Here is a 16,987-nt window from a genome sequence, read left to right on the forward strand (position 1 = left end):
GGCCTTGACCTTGACCTTGACCTTGACCTTGGCCTTGGCCTTGGCCTTGGCCTTGGCCTTGGCCTTGACCTTGACCTTGACCTTGACCTTGACCTTGACCTTGGCCTTGACCTTGACCTTGACCTTGACCTTGGCCTTGGCCTTGGCCTTGGCCTTGGCCTTGGCCTTGACCTTGACCTTGACCTTGACCTTGACCTTGGCCTTGACCTTCTGAAATTCCAGACTTACTTCCATCCGCTTCTCCAGAAGATTTATCCCTGGCATTCGCAAGCGCTGGTAGTGCAGGCGCTTTTCCGATTTTATTCAATGAGCTATGCGCTTTCCCTACATTTTTGGCAAGTCTATCGGATAGTGTACCAAGGTCTTCTAGTTCCTTCTCTTCCGCTTCGGATAAAGCATCTGACGGCTCTCCCGATTTTTCAGCGGCCGATTTCTTTTCCGCAAGGCGTTGTTCTTTCAAGCGCAGTTCTTTCTGTTTCTTCACAAGTTCTTTCAATACTTCTTCTGACGTTTCCGCTTCTAGCAGTTTTTTCGCTAGTTCCTGCAATTCCTTTTTCACATCGGGAAGTTTTTCTTTTTTGATAAGATCTTTCACTTCTTTTTTTATTTCCTGAACAATTTCTTTTTCCTTTTCAATTGTTCCCGCTTCAAGTTGAGCCTCCGATGGAAATACAATTAACAAAGTCAGACAAACAGTTGACAGAATAAACCCACCAAACATTTTCGGGTTAAAATACTTTTTCTTCCTCTTTTTAAACCGTCCAAAAGCTTGCGCCACTTTCTGCTCAGCCGAATTAACCAGTGCTTGAGAAAGAACCGTATCCTTCTCTTTAATGTCCATCGCAGTAATGAGTAGATTATCAGGCATATAGCCGTCAAGTCGCCAGATAGCTTCACCTGTTTTAACTCGCTTATATACAAAGAGTATTATCGTCGCAACAAGTGCTACTACTGCCGCTACCCATATAATCCGTCCGTAATAAGGAAGAACGAACAGTCTGGAAGCGACAAGGATAATCACTGCGAGAAAGGATGCGGCAAATAGCCCAGCTTGCAATGTATGGATGGCTTTTTCAAAATGCAACCGTAAAAGTGCTGATTTCACATACTTTATCAGTATTGATTTCCTTTCCATCCGTTCAATACCTCCTTATCATTTAGAGCGTTTCATATTGACACGTAGCCTCTTTATTGCAATGAATAACGAGAGCACTGTAAGCAATATATAAAAGATTAAATAGCCAATCCAAATTGGGAATTTCACTTGTGTTACTTCCAAGATTGCCCCCGCTATCCCAGGGGAGGTGAACGAAGCAAAGAGCATCGCCGGATTGACGGACGCTAAAATATGACTCACTATCGAAGGTGACGGAGTAGTCATCCCGGTGCCTGTAAAGCTTCCGAACATTGTCATCTGTCTCATCAACAAGAACAGAAATCCGGTAACAACAGACAAAAACAGCATCGTTCCATAGGTAACAATCATCGAGACAATCGTTCTACGGATTAACGTCGAGAACATTATCCCAACGCTCCCGATTGCAAGTACCGTGACAAACAAGAAAAGAAATACTTTAGCAAAGTCCATCGGCGAAATACCACCGAATAGGAACACCAGGCTGTAAACGGGTAACCCTGCTACGATTAAGAGCACTAAAAATGCAATCGATGAAAAAAGTTTTCCCGTAATAATTTGAAACGAACTTTGCGATGTTGTCAGCAAAATCGAGAGTGTCTGTTTTTCCCTTTCCGAACTAATCGCCCCCGCAGTTAAACCAGGTGTGATGAACAACACAAGACCTAATTGAATGAATGATAGAAGCGTAAATAGGATGTAACTTTCACTTGGTCTGAAATACGACGTTCCCATCGAACTCGTCGTCATGAAGATGAATCCGAAAACGAAAAGGCATATTGCTAGCAGATAGAAAAGAATACCATTAAAACTTTTCGGAGATCGGAACCTTAATTTCAATTCTTTGAACAGGACAGGATTATTAAATATCACCTTCATATCACTCCGCCCCTTTCGTGATTTCCATGAACACATCTTCAAGATTTGTCACGCGTTCCATGAACGACAGGATTGGGATACCGTGGCCAATCGCCCGTTTCAGTAGGTTGACCTGATCTTCTTCCGTCCCTTTGAATGAAAATGAAATGCCATCAGCCGCATTTGTCGGCTCAATAGTTGAAACAAATGGATCCTCTTCAAAAAATGCGATTGTGCCCTCCAAAGGTGATGTAAAACGGACTGTAATGGTTTTTTCTCCTTGCAGTTTCGCCTGGATTTCAGCGACGGAACCATGAGCAATAAGACGCCCGTTATCAATCACGCCAATTTCATCACACATTTCTGCAAGCTCTGGCAAAATATGTGATGAAATCAAAATCGTCTTGCCCATATCTTTCAACGTTTTCAAAATATCTCGCATCTCTATACGGGCACGAGGATCAAGTCCGGAAGCTGGTTCATCCAAGATAAGCACTTTTGGATCATGGATAAGACTACGAGCCAAGCAGAGTCTTTGTTTCATCCCCCGCGATAGAAGATCCACATAGTCATAACGCTTATGTGTAAGATTCACAAGTTCAAGAAGCTGAGGTATAAGTTTTTTTCGTTCCACTTCTGGAATTCCATAACTCGCACCATAAAAGTCCAAGTATTCGTCCGCCTTCAACTGATCATAGACACCGAAGAAATCTGGCATATACCCAATCATCTTTCGCACTTCCGACGGTTTTTCCCGAATATTAACTCCATTGATAAACACATCACCCGCCGTTGCTTGTAGCAATGTAGCAAGTATAAGGAATGTCGTCGATTTTCCCGCCCCATTCGCACCGACGAAACCAAAAACAGTTCCTTCTTTTAGTGTTAGATTTAAATTGTCTAACGCATGAAATTTTCCATATTTTTTCGTCAACCCTTTAATTTCTATCATTTCGCCACCTCGCCGTTCAACTTAAGTTCAGGAACCTTGGCTTCAACGCCGTTTTTCGCATCATGAATAAACATCTGAATTACAATCTGTCCTTCAGGGGAAATATACTGATCCACATTTGCTGTCTTCTCCAATTTTCCCGAGTCGGACGGTTCAAACAAGCCTGTTTTCACATTCAATATACTTACATCGTATAGTTTTTTCTGTGTTTTACCTACTTCAAGTGAACTCCAATGTATCTTGTTCTTCATCAATTTCTCTGGCAGTTGCCAAGTCTGGTTGTAAACAGCTTCTTGGAAATAATATTGATCCATTAGAGGACCCGTCAAATGCGGCTCGAAAGATCCAACTTCAGAAGCGATTTTCATTGGCATCATTTGCGAATCGACTGTAAACTTATCGACAAAAATCAGATCCACTTCAATTGGTTTGACAAGCATTGTCAAAGAGGATGTGGAATGATTCACCTTATCGAGTTGAACATGAGCGATTTTCGTATCCGTATAGCCCATAACAACAGGTTTCATCGCCGAGTTCATGACTTCACCTGAAAACAACTGGAGGCTATCTACTTTCATTTTTTCCAAGTCATTCTGATCGACAGGTGTCGGATTCATATAGGGGTTAAGCAATGACCTTCTAGGCAGTAAAGTGGATGTCTTCAAGGTTTCATTCACCTGAACCGATTCACCCGGACCGATGTTACCAAGCGGAATCAGTGTTGCGCCTGACCAAATAGCAACATCCTTTAACGCAAACGGAAAGCCATTCATCACAGAGCCAGTTAATTTTTTATCCTCGACACGAAGCTTACTTTCAAAATCACCTATATTTTCTACCCTCGTTTTCCCGTACACCGACGCAACATCCCAAAATCCGACATCCCGGAGATGTAATGTTGAACCAGTTGCATCTTTTTCAATTATTGCATTTTTATGGCTAAGTGCCGAAGTATAATCGAAATACCTGCCAGATGATGAAGGTATTAAAAGCGTCTCCGCTGGTGCTGTAAATGCGTAATCCCCTGATTTATTCGTAAGGATTGACTCTGCAAAATAGCCCTCCATACCGCCATCCTGTTGTATATTCAACACGGCTGCATGTTGGATTTGCGCACGTCCGATACGATCTTTTGCTCCATAGGCGAAAATAGCAAGCGATGTCAAGATAGCGATTGATGGGATAATCCACCAAGCATATTCCCGCTTATCTTTCCTTTTAAGAATGAAATACAATATCGGAATGATAATAATCATATAAACAATGATAATACCAAAAATGAGCGGTGCGGATACTTTAAACGACGGAAATAATTCGTTCGAATTTCCAACCATATGGACAATTGCCTCCAATGGATCCCCATAATTTTGCGAGGCTACAATAGAAATTTGTTGTTTACGTTGTCCCTCATCGAAAATCGTACTCCATAACGCACCCATGCCCTCCATTTTCGACAGAGGTTCATCCCCGATAGAAAAAGAGGTTTGCATAACGAATCCATTTCCCACTTGCTTATAAGCAATCAACGGATTTTTTTTATCTTCCAGAAGTGATAGCGCTCCTGGTTTCAATACAGTTTCATAGGATGGAATTTGACCTTTGAAGCCCTTTGTCCCTGACCAATTGTTCAGGAAATCAGAATTCAATTGCGTGCTCCCTTTTAATTGTAAAGGCAAATAATCAACGAATAGCCCAGCTTCAGCTTCGACGTTGTCCGAACCGCCAATTACAATGACGCCGCCTGAACGTACCCACCCTAAAAGTGCTTCTTGCTTCTTTTCTGATAAATCGGCGAGAGGATATTCGTCAATGACAATAAAATCTGCCACTCCCCAACCCGATGCCTCCTCAGGGTAATTCGCTTCACTCATTTTCGATCCATTAATAAGTTGTTGGCCCGACGCATTGGGTATCCTCACATTTTTCAGCGCACTCACGCGATCCACATTATCTGTAAACATCACAATGAATTTTGTATCATCGTAGAATAATGTCGATGTTAATTGTTGTTTACCTTTATGGGAAATCTCTTTCCCTTTTTCCCAGCCACCTTCATAGAAGTAGATTGTTTTTATACTCTGTGGGCCGCCTTGCATACCTCCGAAATCATTCATTTTAGGAATAATCATCGAAATCGTTTTCGTTTCACCAGCACCAATCGCAAGCGCAATGGCCTCCCCGCTTCCCGCCATATACGAATAGGGTATATCAAGAATGAGATCCCCTGAGAAGTCGGTTCCACTATTTTCAATCGTGATGGTAACAGGCGCACCTTTTCCAGCCTTCGCCTTACCATCAATGCCCGTCGTAATACTCACTTTCAATTCCGGGGCTGCAAATGCCGTCATAGTAGGGATGAAAACAATCATTCCTAGAAGTAGCCCCATAAACAACGCAGTTTTTCTCCACATGCCATTATCCTCCTATCCATGCTTTTTCAAAAAAGTATACTAGATTACTAGTTCTCTCCTATTAGTACGTATAGGAAGGGTCAAAGTTCCTTTATTTCTTAATAATTGTAATCTTTTTGTAATCTTTCCGCATGCCCTTGAACAATCCGGGCGAATGCATCCACTTGCTTCAGTGCAAACGATGATTCATAGCCGATTAACCATGTGTCACGTGTCAATTCAAACTCTTCTTCACTATTAAAGAGTGGAATTTTATTCACATCCTCATTACCCGTCAACGTGATGGATGGCAAAATCGCGTAGCCGATTCCGTTTAGCGCGAGTTGCTTACATGTCTCAATCTGGTCAACTGTAATTTGTCGTCCTGGATTCTGAGCAAAATGACGTTGCCACCATCGTTGAATCTCCATATGATAATTCGAATCGCTTTTGAATTGAATAAATGGGCGCTCTGTATCTTTCAATTCTTCAATCGATTTAATTTCGCGGTCTACGAGATAGAGTCGATCACGGAATAAGTACGTCTTTTGGCTTTTCCAATCAATCTTTCCGCGTACAATCCCGACATGAGCATCCCCTTCATAGAGGGCCTTTACAATTTCTGAACTCCATCCTGTAATAAGTGAAATTTTTGCATCAGGATACAGCTGAACATACTCTTTTAACACTTGCGGAAGCCATGTTTGTCCTACAATGGATGCACAAGCAATTTTTAATGTTCCGTGAACTTTATCAGCCATCGAAGTGATGGTTTCGAACGTCTCTTCCCTTTTCACAATCGCTTCTCTTGCATAGGCAATAACAAGTTCTCCGGCAGGCGTCGCTTCAAGGCCTTTTTGAGATCTGATAAACAACAAAGTTCCCCAATCCTTTTCAATCGACTGCAACCGTTGGGAAAGAGCCGGTTGAGATAAAAACAATCGCTCAGCCGCCTTCCGCATATTTCCTTCTTCTGCGAGTGCTTTGATGATTTCAAGTTCTGTCGTTGTCATGTTGAATCTCCTTTCCACGTGGAATACGTACTATATGAGGAGGAAACTTAGAACCGCAAAAGCAACAACTGCAATGTACACCCATTGCAAGCATAACGGAAATAAGCACTAGTGGCCGATTTGTCACTTTATTCTTGTTCATTATTAAACATTCTTCTTTCAAAACAGAAAAAGGCCCCATTACGGAGCCTTCCATTCCTTTCAACCGTCATTATTGGGATTAAACGGCACCTTACGCTATTCCTTATTGAGCCGAATAGATATATTTTTTAAACTGCTTTAACATCACTCTTCTTGTGAGAATACCAGCAAATGTCCCATCTTCTTCAGTCACACAGAGAAAGGGGTGGTTAATAAGAAGGTCAAGACCTTTTTGGAATCGGTCAGTTGTTTTTATAAAGGGAATATCAGTCTGCATTATTTCATCAACTTTCAATTCGCCTAGACGCTCATACTCAATATGGTCAAGTCCTAAAATGGAATCTGTTATCATTCGCATACTAAGCAGGCCTTGGAGATGATACTTCGAGTCCAGGACAGGGATGGCTGAATAGCCCGTTTTCGTAAGGACAAGAAGGGCGTGCTCCGCATTATTGCCAATCTGAACGTGTGCAACTTTTTCAGATGAAATAATATACTCCACAATCGGCGTAAAGAGAAATTCCTTGTTGTTAACGGAAATCATGTTAATCGGCTCCTTCTGTAGCTATGTTTTTCTTTTAAGACTACCTTTCTATCATATCATACGAAGGGCTCTCCAGCCTCAAATGAAATACGAAAACCTCTTCTGTTAAGAAGAGGTCGCGTAATAAAATATGACAATCCCCGTGAACAATGTTGCAATAAGGATAACCCATAAAATCGGATTTAACGTAAACGGATGCTCCTCTATCGCTTCAGGAATCGCATCATCCTGTCCATTGACTACATGTTCTACTTTGTTCCACTTCCGTACTGATGCAAAACCAATCATACAAATAATAATCACAACAATGATTAATGGGATTGTCCATATGTCCAACACACATCCCTCCTTTAATATAGAAGGATGTGCTTCCTAGACAAACTTAGTCATCAAAATGGAAATTTGTTAAGCCATTGTCCGCCGTCAAGTGTGACAATTTCACCGTTCATATATGAAGCTTTATCAGACATGATGAAAGCTGCCAGTTCCGCAATCTCTTCCGGCTGTCCAAGCCTTCCAAGAGGTATCGATGCCAACGTCCTTTTCGCCGCTTCTTCTGACTCCCATAACTTGTCTGCTCCACCTGTTCGCTCAATTGGCCCAGGCGCAATTCCATTTACACGTATTCCGTATTGCGTACCCCACTCAACCGCCAATGTACGTGTCAATGACATAACGCCTGCCTTAGCTGCTGCGGAATGAACAACACCTGCACCTGCACCCCATGCATACGTTACAAGCATATTCAAAATCGATCCTTGTTGACCTTTTTCAATCCAATACTTCCCGACAGCACTAGAACAATAAAATGTTCCATTCAACACAATATCAATAACAGATTTCCAACCATTCGGCGACAATTCTTCCGCTCGTACAATAAAGTTTCCAGCCGCATTGTTAACCAGCCCATCGATGCGTCCAAACTTTTCGTCCGTGAACGCAATAAGTGCTTCGACAGACTCCACATTGCGCACATCCATCTGAAATACGTGAGACCCTTCCCCAATTTCCTTTTGTGCAATTTTTAACCTGTCTTCGTCTCTTCCCGTAATAACGACTTGTGCGCCCTCCGCAACGAATTTCTTCGCCATATATTTCCCCATTCCATTCGATCCACCCGTTACAATGATAACTTTCCCTTCAAACATTAAAATTCCCCCTTTCAGATTGAATGAATACTCACTCATTATTGTATCATGTTAATAGACACGTGACGAATAAGATTTTCATCAGTGCCTTACTCTTTCTCATTTCAAATACTTTTTCGGAATGGTTTACCCAAAGGATTTACATACTACCGTATCTGGCTGTATACATTTTTCTTAAAACTTGATACTATCGATACATAGAATACCTTTCGAAGAAGGAGGCCTAATTTTGGACACTAAACAATCCAACCGTCAATTAGCAATCGCCATCTATACTGTAAATCGACACGCGAAAACTGCGCCTGACAATAAACATTTATATACGTTAAAAAAGATGGCACTCGACAAACTCCTCAACTTAGGTAGTGCAGAGAAAATCGGTTTACATTTTGTCGACAACCCAAAATTCAGCAAGCAGCATTCCACACTTCTCATCCGCTGTGACGATTTCCTCTTTCATTCAATTCCGGAAAAAGAAGACTTCGATACCCTTCCACACCTAGGTCAACAAGACCAGACTTCCCGCAATCCACAAGAACGTATGAGCTTGAAGTCAGCAAGAGAACTTTTATCTAACTTCGTTGGTCCTTTACCCTGCAAAGTCCTCAAAAAAAAACAATCTATACCAAAGAAAAACATGCATAATGTACAAATGAATCATCAATTTCGATCCTCTTATTTGGATGGCAAATGAAAACGGTTGAATCATGTTATATCCACATGCTTCAACCGTTTTATTCATATAGATATGACAGCCTAATAATTAGTATTAAAGGATCAACTCGATTAGGTTGGGTTATTTATAACTTTTATAGAGGGCTTGGGTCCCCTTTTCTCCAAACCCCTTTTGAATAAGTTGCCCATACATTTCCTGTGCGAGCTGGAGTCCTGGGAGAGTTAGGTTCATTGTTGCCGCTTCTGTGAGTGCAATGTTCATATCTTTCAAAAAATGTTTCATATAAAATCCAGGTTCAAAATCATCTTTCAAGATACGCGGCGCCAAGTTCGACAAGGACCATGACCCTGCCGCACCCGACGAGATAGATGATAATACGATTTCAGGATTCAGCCCGGCATGTTCCGCATATGCGAGTGCTTCACACACGCCAATCATATTTGTTGAAATAGCAATTTGATTGCACATTTTTGTATGCTGTCCCGCGCCTGCCGCTCCTTGATAGATAATCTGTTTTCCGAAGATCGATAATACATGTGAAATCTCATTAAACGTTTGTTCTTCTCCACCGCACATAATGGATAACGTACCATTTTTCGCACCGATATCTCCACCAGAGACCGGAGCATCAATAGATGACATGTTCAACTTGGAAGCCTGTTGTGCAATTCGCTTCGCAAGTGCAGGGCTGGAAGTAGTCATATCTACAACAATCTGACCTTCCTGGCTATTCGCAAAGATGCCTTCTTCACCGAAATAGATGGATTCGACATCTGCTGGGTAACCAACCATCGTAAAGATAAGTTCCGCTTCCTTTACCGCTTCACCTACCCGATCCGCCCATACTGCCCCAGCATCGATGAGCGCTTCCGCTTTTTCTTTTGTACGCGTATTTATGGCCACCAAATAACCTTCACTTAGTAAATGTTTAACGATACTACTTCCCATTACACCTGTTCCAATAAATGCAATCTTCTTCTTTTCCAATCCATTTCACCCTCCACCCTTTTCTACTTCTTTTCATCTTATCAAAAAAGGAGGACGGATCCAATAATCGGATTCCGTCCTCAAAAGGGGGAAATGAGAATGTTGCTGTGTTCAATACTATTGTCCCCGCTTTTTGCGTTAGTTAAACATCTACTATGAAAAAATCACTTTTTATTTTCTCAAGCTTATCTATAAAGTAACGTCCCTCCTCTTCTGTAACCAAATGGGATCCATATCTCACCTTATCGTATGTATGGAATAATCCTTCTTTGCATCCCCAATCCATTCTGGAGAACCACTCCTTTACCGTCTCCCCTTGCAAGCGTGGCGCGTTCCAAGACTGTGCTTCCTCCTCAAAATGCTTGAATGCATTTCTGACAGCATCATGCGCTTCAGAATAATCATAAATAGGACGAAATTTTTTCTCGCTCTTTTTCCGTCCAGTTAATTTGAATGAATAATCTGTCTTTTTTATATTGAGAGTTGTTTGTTTCCATTTCCTTATAATTAAGACGAATACAATGATTGCCACGATTGCAACTGCAATCGTAATGGCTAGATCCATACTTCCGGAAACAGCACCATAGGTTTCAGTTTCTTCTTGCATTTTAAAGTCTATGAAGATGACATCTCCCTCTGTCCCTTCCAGATGTTCCGCCCGCTTCGCATCTAGATAGGCAATCATCGCATCTAGCATGGGCTCAGTCGCTTTCCCGATTAAATTGAACAATCCGCCGAACAGGAATCCCATCACGGCAATCGCACCCGTCCGTAGCGGTTCCAATAGAAAGTAGACTGCAAAGAAAGTGACTATCTGTAGACCAAGAATTCCCCCGAACATTTTCCCCGCTTCCCCGATACTAAAATTGCCCAGTCGGTATCCAATCATTCCAATAACCGCGAATCTAATGAAAAAATACAGGACGGTCGTAGTGATATAAAGAAAGGTATGAGTATTCATAAATTCCTGCGGATTGGCATTGGAAAAAAACGGTATCGATAAGAGACAGAAAGTAACGAATAGGACCGTATTCAACACCAGAAATGACCAGCCGTTGACCTTCACATCATTGAAATTGGCATGAAATCGCCAGAATGAATAAACGAACAGCAGGACAACAATCACAAGCGGCAGTTCAAGAAAGTAGAATGGCACCGCCAACAATGTGGCTAAAAGCATACCATAGCCCTTAGAGTACTCCACTCTGCTAAACAGGAAGAATGCGATGACCCCTATACAGGCTGAAAGGATCAACCAGATATAGTGCGATGCAAACGGGGAACCCGCAGTTACAAACAGGAAAGGGTAGACAATCAGGAACAGTTCTAGAACCGTCCTTTCCGAATTGATCAGCCTAAGATGGTCCCTTTCAATCAGTCCTTTCACCATCCTTCTTTCCTCCCATCATAGAAACTGTCTATAACAACATGGTTATACTTCAACCACTTCTTCGTGATGTTCCCGAAAAGTTCAGGATCATGCGTTATGAGAACGATCGTTGGGGGTAGGGTTACATTTAAATCTACACTTCGTAGGATACTCTCATACGGAATTTTCCCATTTTTCTCAGATAATCGCGCTAATATTTCCATAATTTTCTGATATCTTATTTTTCCGGCTCCCAATGGGATATACACATATGGTGTTACACCGAATGTTTGAATGTTGATGACAATCGAATAGGTAACTGTATTCCTCGTACAATAATCAACGTAAGAGGCAAGACGCTCAATCTTCTTTTCAAAATCTCCCGGTGAACGGGGTTTCTCGATTGCATTCATTATAAAAAGCACCGACAGCGCAGTAACCGCCTGAAATTCTTTTGTCTGTAATTTCTGCATCCGTGCACTGGCCTTCCAGTGAATCTGATCGAAGCGGTCGGCCGGAATATAATCTCTTGTACCGACGGGTTGGAACACATCATGGAACAGGCCTTGGTGTTGCTCGGTTTCCCCTGGACGATGTGGAGATGGATTCAATTTTCCGGTGAACGGCAAAATTTTCGGATAGACAAGATTCTCCTGTCTAATTGGCTCTGCCAACTCCATTAATACGGAACCATCACCGAAAAGATAGGGGATTTTGATTGTCATACGGGTGATTCGCGCCATTCCCCTTTTACGCCCCTGCAGAGGGATTGAAACTTTCACTTTTTCACCGCTTCCTACTGCAAACGGTACATGGAAGTCGAAAATACCGCTAAAATGATCCATGTCATCTACCATAGGGGCCACGGCGTCCTGAATCGATAACGTCAGCGTCCCATTCCATATCGGAATTTTACCGTTCTCAAACTCGAGTATAAGGTCGTTTTCCGTACCAATAAGAAAACGAGTTCGGTTTCGCAGAGGGAGTACTATTAAATTTTTTCCAACTTTCGAATAATAAATATTTTGAAATGAAAACATAGCAAATACAGCCGCGAAACATGCAGCAAGCATCACTTGGGAGTAAATGAATGACAATAGAAAAAAAACGAGAACGATACCCATCCCTTGATAAACCGTTTTTAATCCTTCTTCATAACGGATCCACTTCATTAAATCGTCGCCTCAACTGGTGTCGGAATGGAATCGACAATTTCTTTCAACACTTCTTCTAATTCTTTTGTCAACATCCCCTCCGTTGATAATTCCAAACGGTGTAGTGCCACAGGTTCAATAATGCTTTTCACATCGTCTGGCGTCGCAAAATCTCTTCCTGAAATGTATGCATGTGCTTTTGTGGATTGTACTATAGCCAACGCGGCCCGCGAGCTCAATCCTAACTCCAAATAAGGGTGTTTCCTTGTTGCACGGACGATTTTTAAAATGTAGCGTTCAATATCTTCATGAATAATGACTTCTCCTGCTTCTTTTGACCATTGTTCCACTTCAACTGGTCCGATAACCGGAGAAATCGTGATGGCGCCTGGATTTTTTCCGTATTGCTTCAGGATGAGATGTTCTTCTTCAAATGAAGGATAGTTGATAATCAATTTGAACAGAAAGCGATCGAGTTGTGCAGCTGGAAGTGGAAATGTTCCCTGTTGTGTTTCAATCGGGTTCTGTGTTGCGATTACCATGAAAGGTTTAGGCAATTTCAACGTATCACCGTCGATTGTCACTTGTTTCTCCTCCATAGATTCGAGGAGACTAGATTGGGTGCGCGGTGTTGCACGATTGATTTCATCTGCGAGCAGTATGTTTGTGAAAACAGGTCCTGCTTTCAAAACAAACTCCTGCGTTTGCGGGTTAAAATAACGGATTCCCGTGACATCTGACGGTAACACATCCGGTGTAAACTGAATTCTTCCAAATTCGCTCCGGAATGCATGTGCGAAACTCTTCGCCATCATCGTTTTACCCGAACCAGGCACACTTTCTAGTAACACATGTCCTTGTTGCAGTAATGCGACAAGCATGAAGTCGAATTCTTTCTCTCTGCCGATGATTGCTCTGTTCAATTCATTTCTAAAATCCTGTATCGTAGCCAATGGTATCCCCCCACTAATAATCTATTTGTTGAAAATCGGTGTATGATGTTGTTTCCCCATCATTCGGACAACCGCCATAGTCTCCTTTCTGCTCTTCAAAACGATTGATGAGTGCATCAAGCTTTTCGCTCAGTTTCATCGTTCTATCGGCGGACAGACCTTCCTTATCTGCTGCATCCAGCATCTCTTTACGTATGAACTCGATTTCATCTTCCAATCTTTTTTTCAAACCTAATCCCCCCAAGGATTACAAGCATAGATGATATCCTATTATACATGAACGCTTTAATGAAAAACAAAAAGAATTCCGACAGATTTCGACAAATCAAAAAGGTGCATTTTTAGTACGAATAATAGAAAAAACTTTACGTCTACTAATTTTTAAGGCACACTATAAAGTGAAACTTCAATCAGCAGGGGTTTTACTGCCCGTTAATGCGGGATAAAGGATTATATAAAAAGTGGCTCTTAAGCTGTTCCTTTGAGTCTTGACATTCTATAAAGGGAGTTGTTTAACTATGACAATTGCGGAAGTTGGAAATATCATTGAATTCAAGGATGGATTGCAAGGTATTGTAGAAAAGGTCAATGAGAACTCAGTCATCGTCGACCTTACATACATGGAAAACTTCGGTGAGCTTGAGATTGAGGAAAAGACTGTCATCAATCACAAACGCTATACTATCATCCATAGTAGCGAAAATTAAACAACACTAAAGTCTAGTCAATGAAACATTCAAACGTTTTATACGTCCAAATTAACGAAGGAGAGGTTTACAATGAAAAGCAAATGGAGTCTTTTATACACAGCAATCGCTGCCGCTTTGTTACTTTCCGCGTGTGGTACAGAAACAGGAAAGGACAGCCCAGATAATAGTACATCTGGATCCAAAGTAGCTGTTGCGGAACCAGAAAAAAATGGAGATGTTGAAGAAGAAGAAGAAGAAGAAGAGAAGGAAGCTATAGTCCCAGAAAAGGCTGAAGTAGCTGAGATTGATAAAACAGGTGCAATTGATAAATCAATAGATGGTCAGTTGATGAATGAAGCTAAACTAACTAAAAGTGATGAACAGGGTTATGCAATGTCTGTACTTCCTGCTTATAAATTGGCAAGTGAAGAGCCGGGAAGAGACAGTCTTGCAGCTGTCGAAAATGAATCCGTCTTCATGCGGATTGAAACGATGACAAACGAAGAAGGTACGTATGATTATTTAGTAGAAAACATGGTTGATGTTCTTGAAGCTTCAAGCAACGGGAGAACACCGGTCGAATTGACAGAAGAGGCCTCCACTCCTACTGGAGAAGGTATTAAAAACGTAAAAGTACTTTCCGTACAAGCTGAAAGTAGTACTGTTACAGGGATTGTCTTCGAACGTGGCGACATCCTCGTTAGATTAACAATTTTCGATTCCCCAAAAGAGGAACACTTTGAAAGTTTTCTCCGTATGGGCGAAACCATAATAAAGAACTAATAGATTGTTTAGAAAGAGCCGAATGGATAATAGAATATCCATTCGGCTCTTTCTAATTAGTAGACGTAGTACTTTCATCAAAATGTAAAACCTCATTGAGCATCCTATGTCTTTTAGTATAACACCGTTCCACCTTTACTATCTGTCGAAAAATCGATTCCATTCTAACAGTAAAACCCCAATTGCAATTGATTAGGATGAAAGAGCCTTATCCTCTCTAAAAAACTTTCCCTGAACATGTGCAATAGCCGACGGGAATGATAATATGAATGTCGTACCATTACCGACCTCACTTTCAACATTCACCGAACCGCCATGTTCTTCCACTACTTTTAGAACAAATGGTAATCCGAGACCTGTCCCTTTCGCCTTGGATGTGAAGAATGATACGAACGCCCGATTGATTTGATTCTTATTCATCCCTTTACCAGTATCAGCAATAGTTAATACGATTTGACCGATTACATCCTGTTCTATTCCAATTGTCAAAACCCCATTTTTAGACATCGCCTCAAATGCATTTTTAAAGAGATTAAGCAGTACTTGCTTTATTTTATCGGCCTCACCAACAATTAATGTATCTTCAAGCGAGTTCTCTTTCTGTACAATAGTAATCCCTTCCATGATTGCTTTCGGATAGAAGAGTTGAATCATGTCATTTATAAGCGTTTCTAAAGAAAAAGTGGTTTCTTTTTTCAACGCCGGTTTGGATAAGAGGAGCATCTCACCCAAAATCGATTCCATTCTTCGAATTTCTTCCTCAATGACAGAAATATAGCGAATCGAATCCTCAGAAGCAGTCACTTTTAAAAGTTGCGTGAATCCCTTTAATGTCGTCATCGGATTCCTAATCTCGTGCGCGATACTTGCGGCTAATTCTCCAAGCGCTGATAATGAGCCAGTGTGGGCTAATCTTTCTTCAAGAACCTTATTTTCCGTACAGTCTTTCATCCTTACTAAATACATCTTTGTTTCATTATCAAAAAAAACAGTAACAGAATAATGCCTCACCTCACCAGGAACCTTTTCGCACTCTATTACCTTTTCTGCAAACCCGTATACTTGTATATCCTTTAAATTTTGTGAAAGTATTTTTGGATCTATTGAAAGTAAACAGACAATTACATCAAAATGTTGCCCTACAAAATAATCCCTTGGTAAATTAAAATAATCATTGTGCAATTCATTGACATCATAGATAATCCCCTTTGAATCAACCACGACCATGAAGCTCTCCGCATTACGGAAAGCGTTAAAATAAGCCTTTTCAGCTACTGATATCCCCCATTGAGGTACATAAAAAAGCACGACTATTTGTTGAATTTTCTCGAAATACATCAACTGTACTTTAACCAAATATACCCTGTCAGGCGTCAATTTTATTTCCATCTCGATTGTCTTTCGTCCTGTTCGATTTACTTGACTAGAGAATTCGTTCCATAAAGCAATTGACTGATCGTTCATAAAATCTTGAATGTACCCTGTTCGCTCAGTACCAACTTTTTCACGAAACGAATCATTTACATACATAATTGTTCCTTTGAGGTCTACTATTGCGGCAGGCCTAAGTGCATCATCCATTAAAAAAGATATATAGTTTCTTACCTCTTCCTTTTTAAAATTCATGTCTATTCCTCCTGATCCCGTTTAAAGACAGTATGAAAGATAACAATGATTCATTCAAAAAAGTAAAAAATATACAAGTTAAATCTTATTCAGATTATTCCATATAGCCAGTGTAAATGATATGGGTATATAATCCTATATTTGATATATGATTCATAACTAACAAGATTTACTAATTGAAGAATATATAGCATGAGTATACTCCTATCATCTTTAGATGAAAATTATATCCGCACGGACTATAGTATCTATTACATGAAATTGTATGTGAAAAATAAGAATTTCATCATCATTAGGATGTATGCAATTAAGAATTTAATGAAAATTAACACATCATATTTATATCAAAAAAATTATAGTGTTGATTTCAGTCTATATATTTAGATTAATCAAGGATAAATTTACTTAGAAAATTTCACTTTATTCAGTATTAACAAGCAGTAAGACTCCCACTTAAAAAACTTAAGGAAATACAAATCGAGTAGGAGGCTAATCATTATTTGATCAGCCGACCTCTCACACCACCGTACGTACCGTTCGGTATACGGCGGTTCAACCTTTTAAGTATC

17 protein-coding genes are annotated in these 16,987 nt (G+C 40.8%); 3 read left to right on the plus strand and 14 right to left on the minus strand.

Annotated elements, in window-relative coordinates; translation table 11 throughout:
• The 8 genes from H4683_RS03495 to fadH form a co-directional block, all read right to left on the minus strand.
• The coding region (locus H4683_RS03495; RefSeq protein ID WP_192597437.1) for a hypothetical protein at positions 1–1,135 on the minus strand (1,135 nt) is incomplete at its 3' end.
• A gap of 18 nt (positions 1,136–1,153) precedes the next feature.
• Positions 1,154–2,014 (minus strand): ABC transporter permease, encoded by an 861-nt coding sequence (locus H4683_RS03500; RefSeq protein ID WP_192597438.1) that lies wholly within the window; start codon positions 2,012–2,014, stop codon positions 1,154–1,156.
• Position 2,015: 1 nt separating this feature from the next.
• Positions 2,016–2,945, minus strand: a complete 930-nt coding sequence (locus H4683_RS03505) for an ABC transporter ATP-binding protein (protein ID WP_192597439.1) — start codon at positions 2,943–2,945, stop codon at positions 2,016–2,018.
• A complete protein-coding gene (locus H4683_RS03510; RefSeq protein ID WP_192597440.1) occupies positions 2,942–5,356 on the minus strand; it encodes a hypothetical protein in 2,415 nt (804 codons plus the stop codon). The genes H4683_RS03505 and H4683_RS03510 overlap by 4 nt, the downstream gene beginning before the upstream one ends.
• A 98-nt stretch (positions 5,357–5,454) precedes the next feature.
• On the minus strand, positions 5,455–6,348 hold the full coding sequence (locus H4683_RS03515) for a LysR family transcriptional regulator (protein ID WP_192597441.1): 894 nt from the start codon (positions 6,346–6,348) through the stop codon (positions 5,455–5,457).
• A gap of 244 nt (positions 6,349–6,592) precedes the next feature.
• The gene (gene cbpB / locus H4683_RS03520) at positions 6,593–7,033 is read right to left on the minus strand and encodes a cyclic-di-AMP-binding protein CbpB (protein ID WP_192597442.1); all 441 of its coding nucleotides are present in this window, start codon (positions 7,031–7,033) and stop codon (positions 6,593–6,595) included.
• 105 nt (positions 7,034–7,138) lie between these two features.
• Positions 7,139–7,369: a hypothetical protein gene (locus H4683_RS03525; RefSeq protein ID WP_192597443.1), complete on the minus strand. Its 231-nt coding sequence runs from the start codon at positions 7,367–7,369 to the stop codon at positions 7,139–7,141.
• A gap of 53 nt (positions 7,370–7,422) precedes the next feature.
• A complete protein-coding gene (fadH, locus tag H4683_RS03530) occupies positions 7,423–8,181 on the minus strand; it encodes a 2,4-dienoyl-CoA reductase (protein ID WP_192597444.1) in 759 nt (252 codons plus the stop codon).
• Between the two features lie 229 nt (positions 8,182–8,410).
• Between fadH and H4683_RS03535 the strand changes: the two genes are divergently transcribed.
• Positions 8,411–8,875: a YkyB family protein gene (locus H4683_RS03535; RefSeq protein ID WP_192597445.1), complete on the plus strand. Its 465-nt coding sequence runs from the start codon at positions 8,411–8,413 to the stop codon at positions 8,873–8,875.
• A gap of 102 nt (positions 8,876–8,977) precedes the next feature.
• On the opposite strand, the gene H4683_RS03540 is transcribed toward H4683_RS03535, so the two are convergent.
• The 5 genes from H4683_RS03540 to H4683_RS03560 form a co-directional block, all read right to left on the minus strand.
• Positions 8,978–9,844 carry an NAD(P)-dependent oxidoreductase gene (locus tag H4683_RS03540; protein WP_192597446.1) on the minus strand — a complete coding sequence of 289 codons (867 nt, stop codon included), beginning with the start codon at positions 9,842–9,844 and terminating at the stop codon, positions 8,978–8,980.
• Positions 9,845–9,986: 142 nt separating this feature from the next.
• Positions 9,987–11,234 (minus strand): hypothetical protein, encoded by a 1,248-nt coding sequence (locus H4683_RS03545; RefSeq protein WP_192597447.1) that lies wholly within the window; start codon positions 11,232–11,234, stop codon positions 9,987–9,989.
• Complete coding sequence (locus H4683_RS03550; protein ID WP_192597448.1) at positions 11,228–12,385, minus strand: DUF58 domain-containing protein; 1,158 nt, start codon at positions 12,383–12,385, stop codon at positions 11,228–11,230. The genes H4683_RS03545 and H4683_RS03550 overlap by 7 nt, the downstream gene beginning before the upstream one ends.
• Positions 12,385–13,320 (minus strand): AAA family ATPase, encoded by a 936-nt coding sequence (locus H4683_RS03555; protein ID WP_225941847.1) that lies wholly within the window; start codon positions 13,318–13,320, stop codon positions 12,385–12,387. The genes H4683_RS03550 and H4683_RS03555 overlap by 1 nt, the downstream gene beginning before the upstream one ends.
• 13 nt (positions 13,321–13,333) lie before the next feature.
• Positions 13,334–13,549 carry an aspartyl-phosphate phosphatase Spo0E family protein gene (locus H4683_RS03560; protein ID WP_225941848.1) on the minus strand — a complete coding sequence of 72 codons (216 nt, stop codon included), beginning with the start codon at positions 13,547–13,549 and terminating at the stop codon, positions 13,334–13,336.
• A 289-nt stretch (positions 13,550–13,838) separates the two neighbouring features.
• Between H4683_RS03560 and H4683_RS03565 the strand changes: the two genes are divergently transcribed.
• Both H4683_RS03565 and H4683_RS03570 read left to right on the plus strand, forming a co-directional pair.
• Positions 13,839–14,027 carry a YkvS family protein gene (locus H4683_RS03565; protein WP_192597449.1) on the plus strand — a complete coding sequence of 63 codons (189 nt, stop codon included), beginning with the start codon at positions 13,839–13,841 and terminating at the stop codon, positions 14,025–14,027.
• Positions 14,028–14,099: 72 nt separating this feature from the next.
• The gene (locus H4683_RS03570) at positions 14,100–14,792 is read left to right on the plus strand and encodes a hypothetical protein (protein ID WP_192597450.1); all 693 of its coding nucleotides are present in this window, start codon (positions 14,100–14,102) and stop codon (positions 14,790–14,792) included.
• A 192-nt stretch (positions 14,793–14,984) separates the two neighbouring features.
• On the opposite strand, the gene H4683_RS03575 is transcribed toward H4683_RS03570, so the two are convergent.
• Positions 14,985–16,418 carry an ATP-binding protein gene (locus tag H4683_RS03575; RefSeq protein ID WP_192597451.1) on the minus strand — a complete coding sequence of 478 codons (1,434 nt, stop codon included), beginning with the start codon at positions 16,416–16,418 and terminating at the stop codon, positions 14,985–14,987.
• Positions 16,419–16,987: the final 569 nt, after the last annotated feature.

Source organism: Sporosarcina limicola (assembly GCF_014873855.1).
Lineage (GTDB): Bacteria > Bacillota > Bacilli > Bacillales_A > Planococcaceae > Sporosarcina > Sporosarcina limicola.

What these genes read in the sequence shown, in the direction of transcription:
- H4683_RS03500 (WP_192597438.1), bottom strand. Translation starts at nt 2,014, where the DNA reads ATGAAGGTGATATTTAATAATCCTGTCCTGTTCAAAGAATTGAAATTA.
- H4683_RS03505 (WP_192597439.1), bottom strand. Translation starts at nt 2,945, where the DNA reads ATGATAGAAATTAAAGGGTTGACGAAAAAATATGGAAAATTTCATGCG.
- H4683_RS03510 (WP_192597440.1), bottom strand. Translation starts at nt 5,356, where the DNA reads ATGTGGAGAAAAACTGCGTTGTTTATGGGGCTACTTCTAGGAATGATT.
- H4683_RS03515 (WP_192597441.1), bottom strand. Translation starts at nt 6,348, where the DNA reads ATGACAACGACAGAACTTGAAATCATCAAAGCACTCGCAGAAGAAGGA.
- cbpB (WP_192597442.1), bottom strand. Translation starts at nt 7,033, where the DNA reads ATGATTTCCGTTAACAACAAGGAATTTCTCTTTACGCCGATTGTGGAG.
- fadH (WP_192597444.1), bottom strand. Translation starts at nt 8,181, where the DNA reads ATGTTTGAAGGGAAAGTTATCATTGTAACGGGTGGATCGAATGGAATG.
- H4683_RS03545 (WP_192597447.1), bottom strand. Translation starts at nt 11,234, where the DNA reads ATGGTGAAAGGACTGATTGAAAGGGACCATCTTAGGCTGATCAATTCG.
- H4683_RS03550 (WP_192597448.1), bottom strand. Translation starts at nt 12,385, where the DNA reads ATGAAGTGGATCCGTTATGAAGAAGGATTAAAAACGGTTTATCAAGGG.
- H4683_RS03565 (WP_192597449.1), top strand. Translation starts at nt 13,839, where the DNA reads ATGACAATTGCGGAAGTTGGAAATATCATTGAATTCAAGGATGGATTG.
- H4683_RS03570 (WP_192597450.1), top strand. Translation starts at nt 14,100, where the DNA reads ATGAAAAGCAAATGGAGTCTTTTATACACAGCAATCGCTGCCGCTTTG.
- H4683_RS03575 (WP_192597451.1), bottom strand. Translation starts at nt 16,418, where the DNA reads ATGAATTTTAAAAAGGAAGAGGTAAGAAACTATATATCTTTTTTAATG.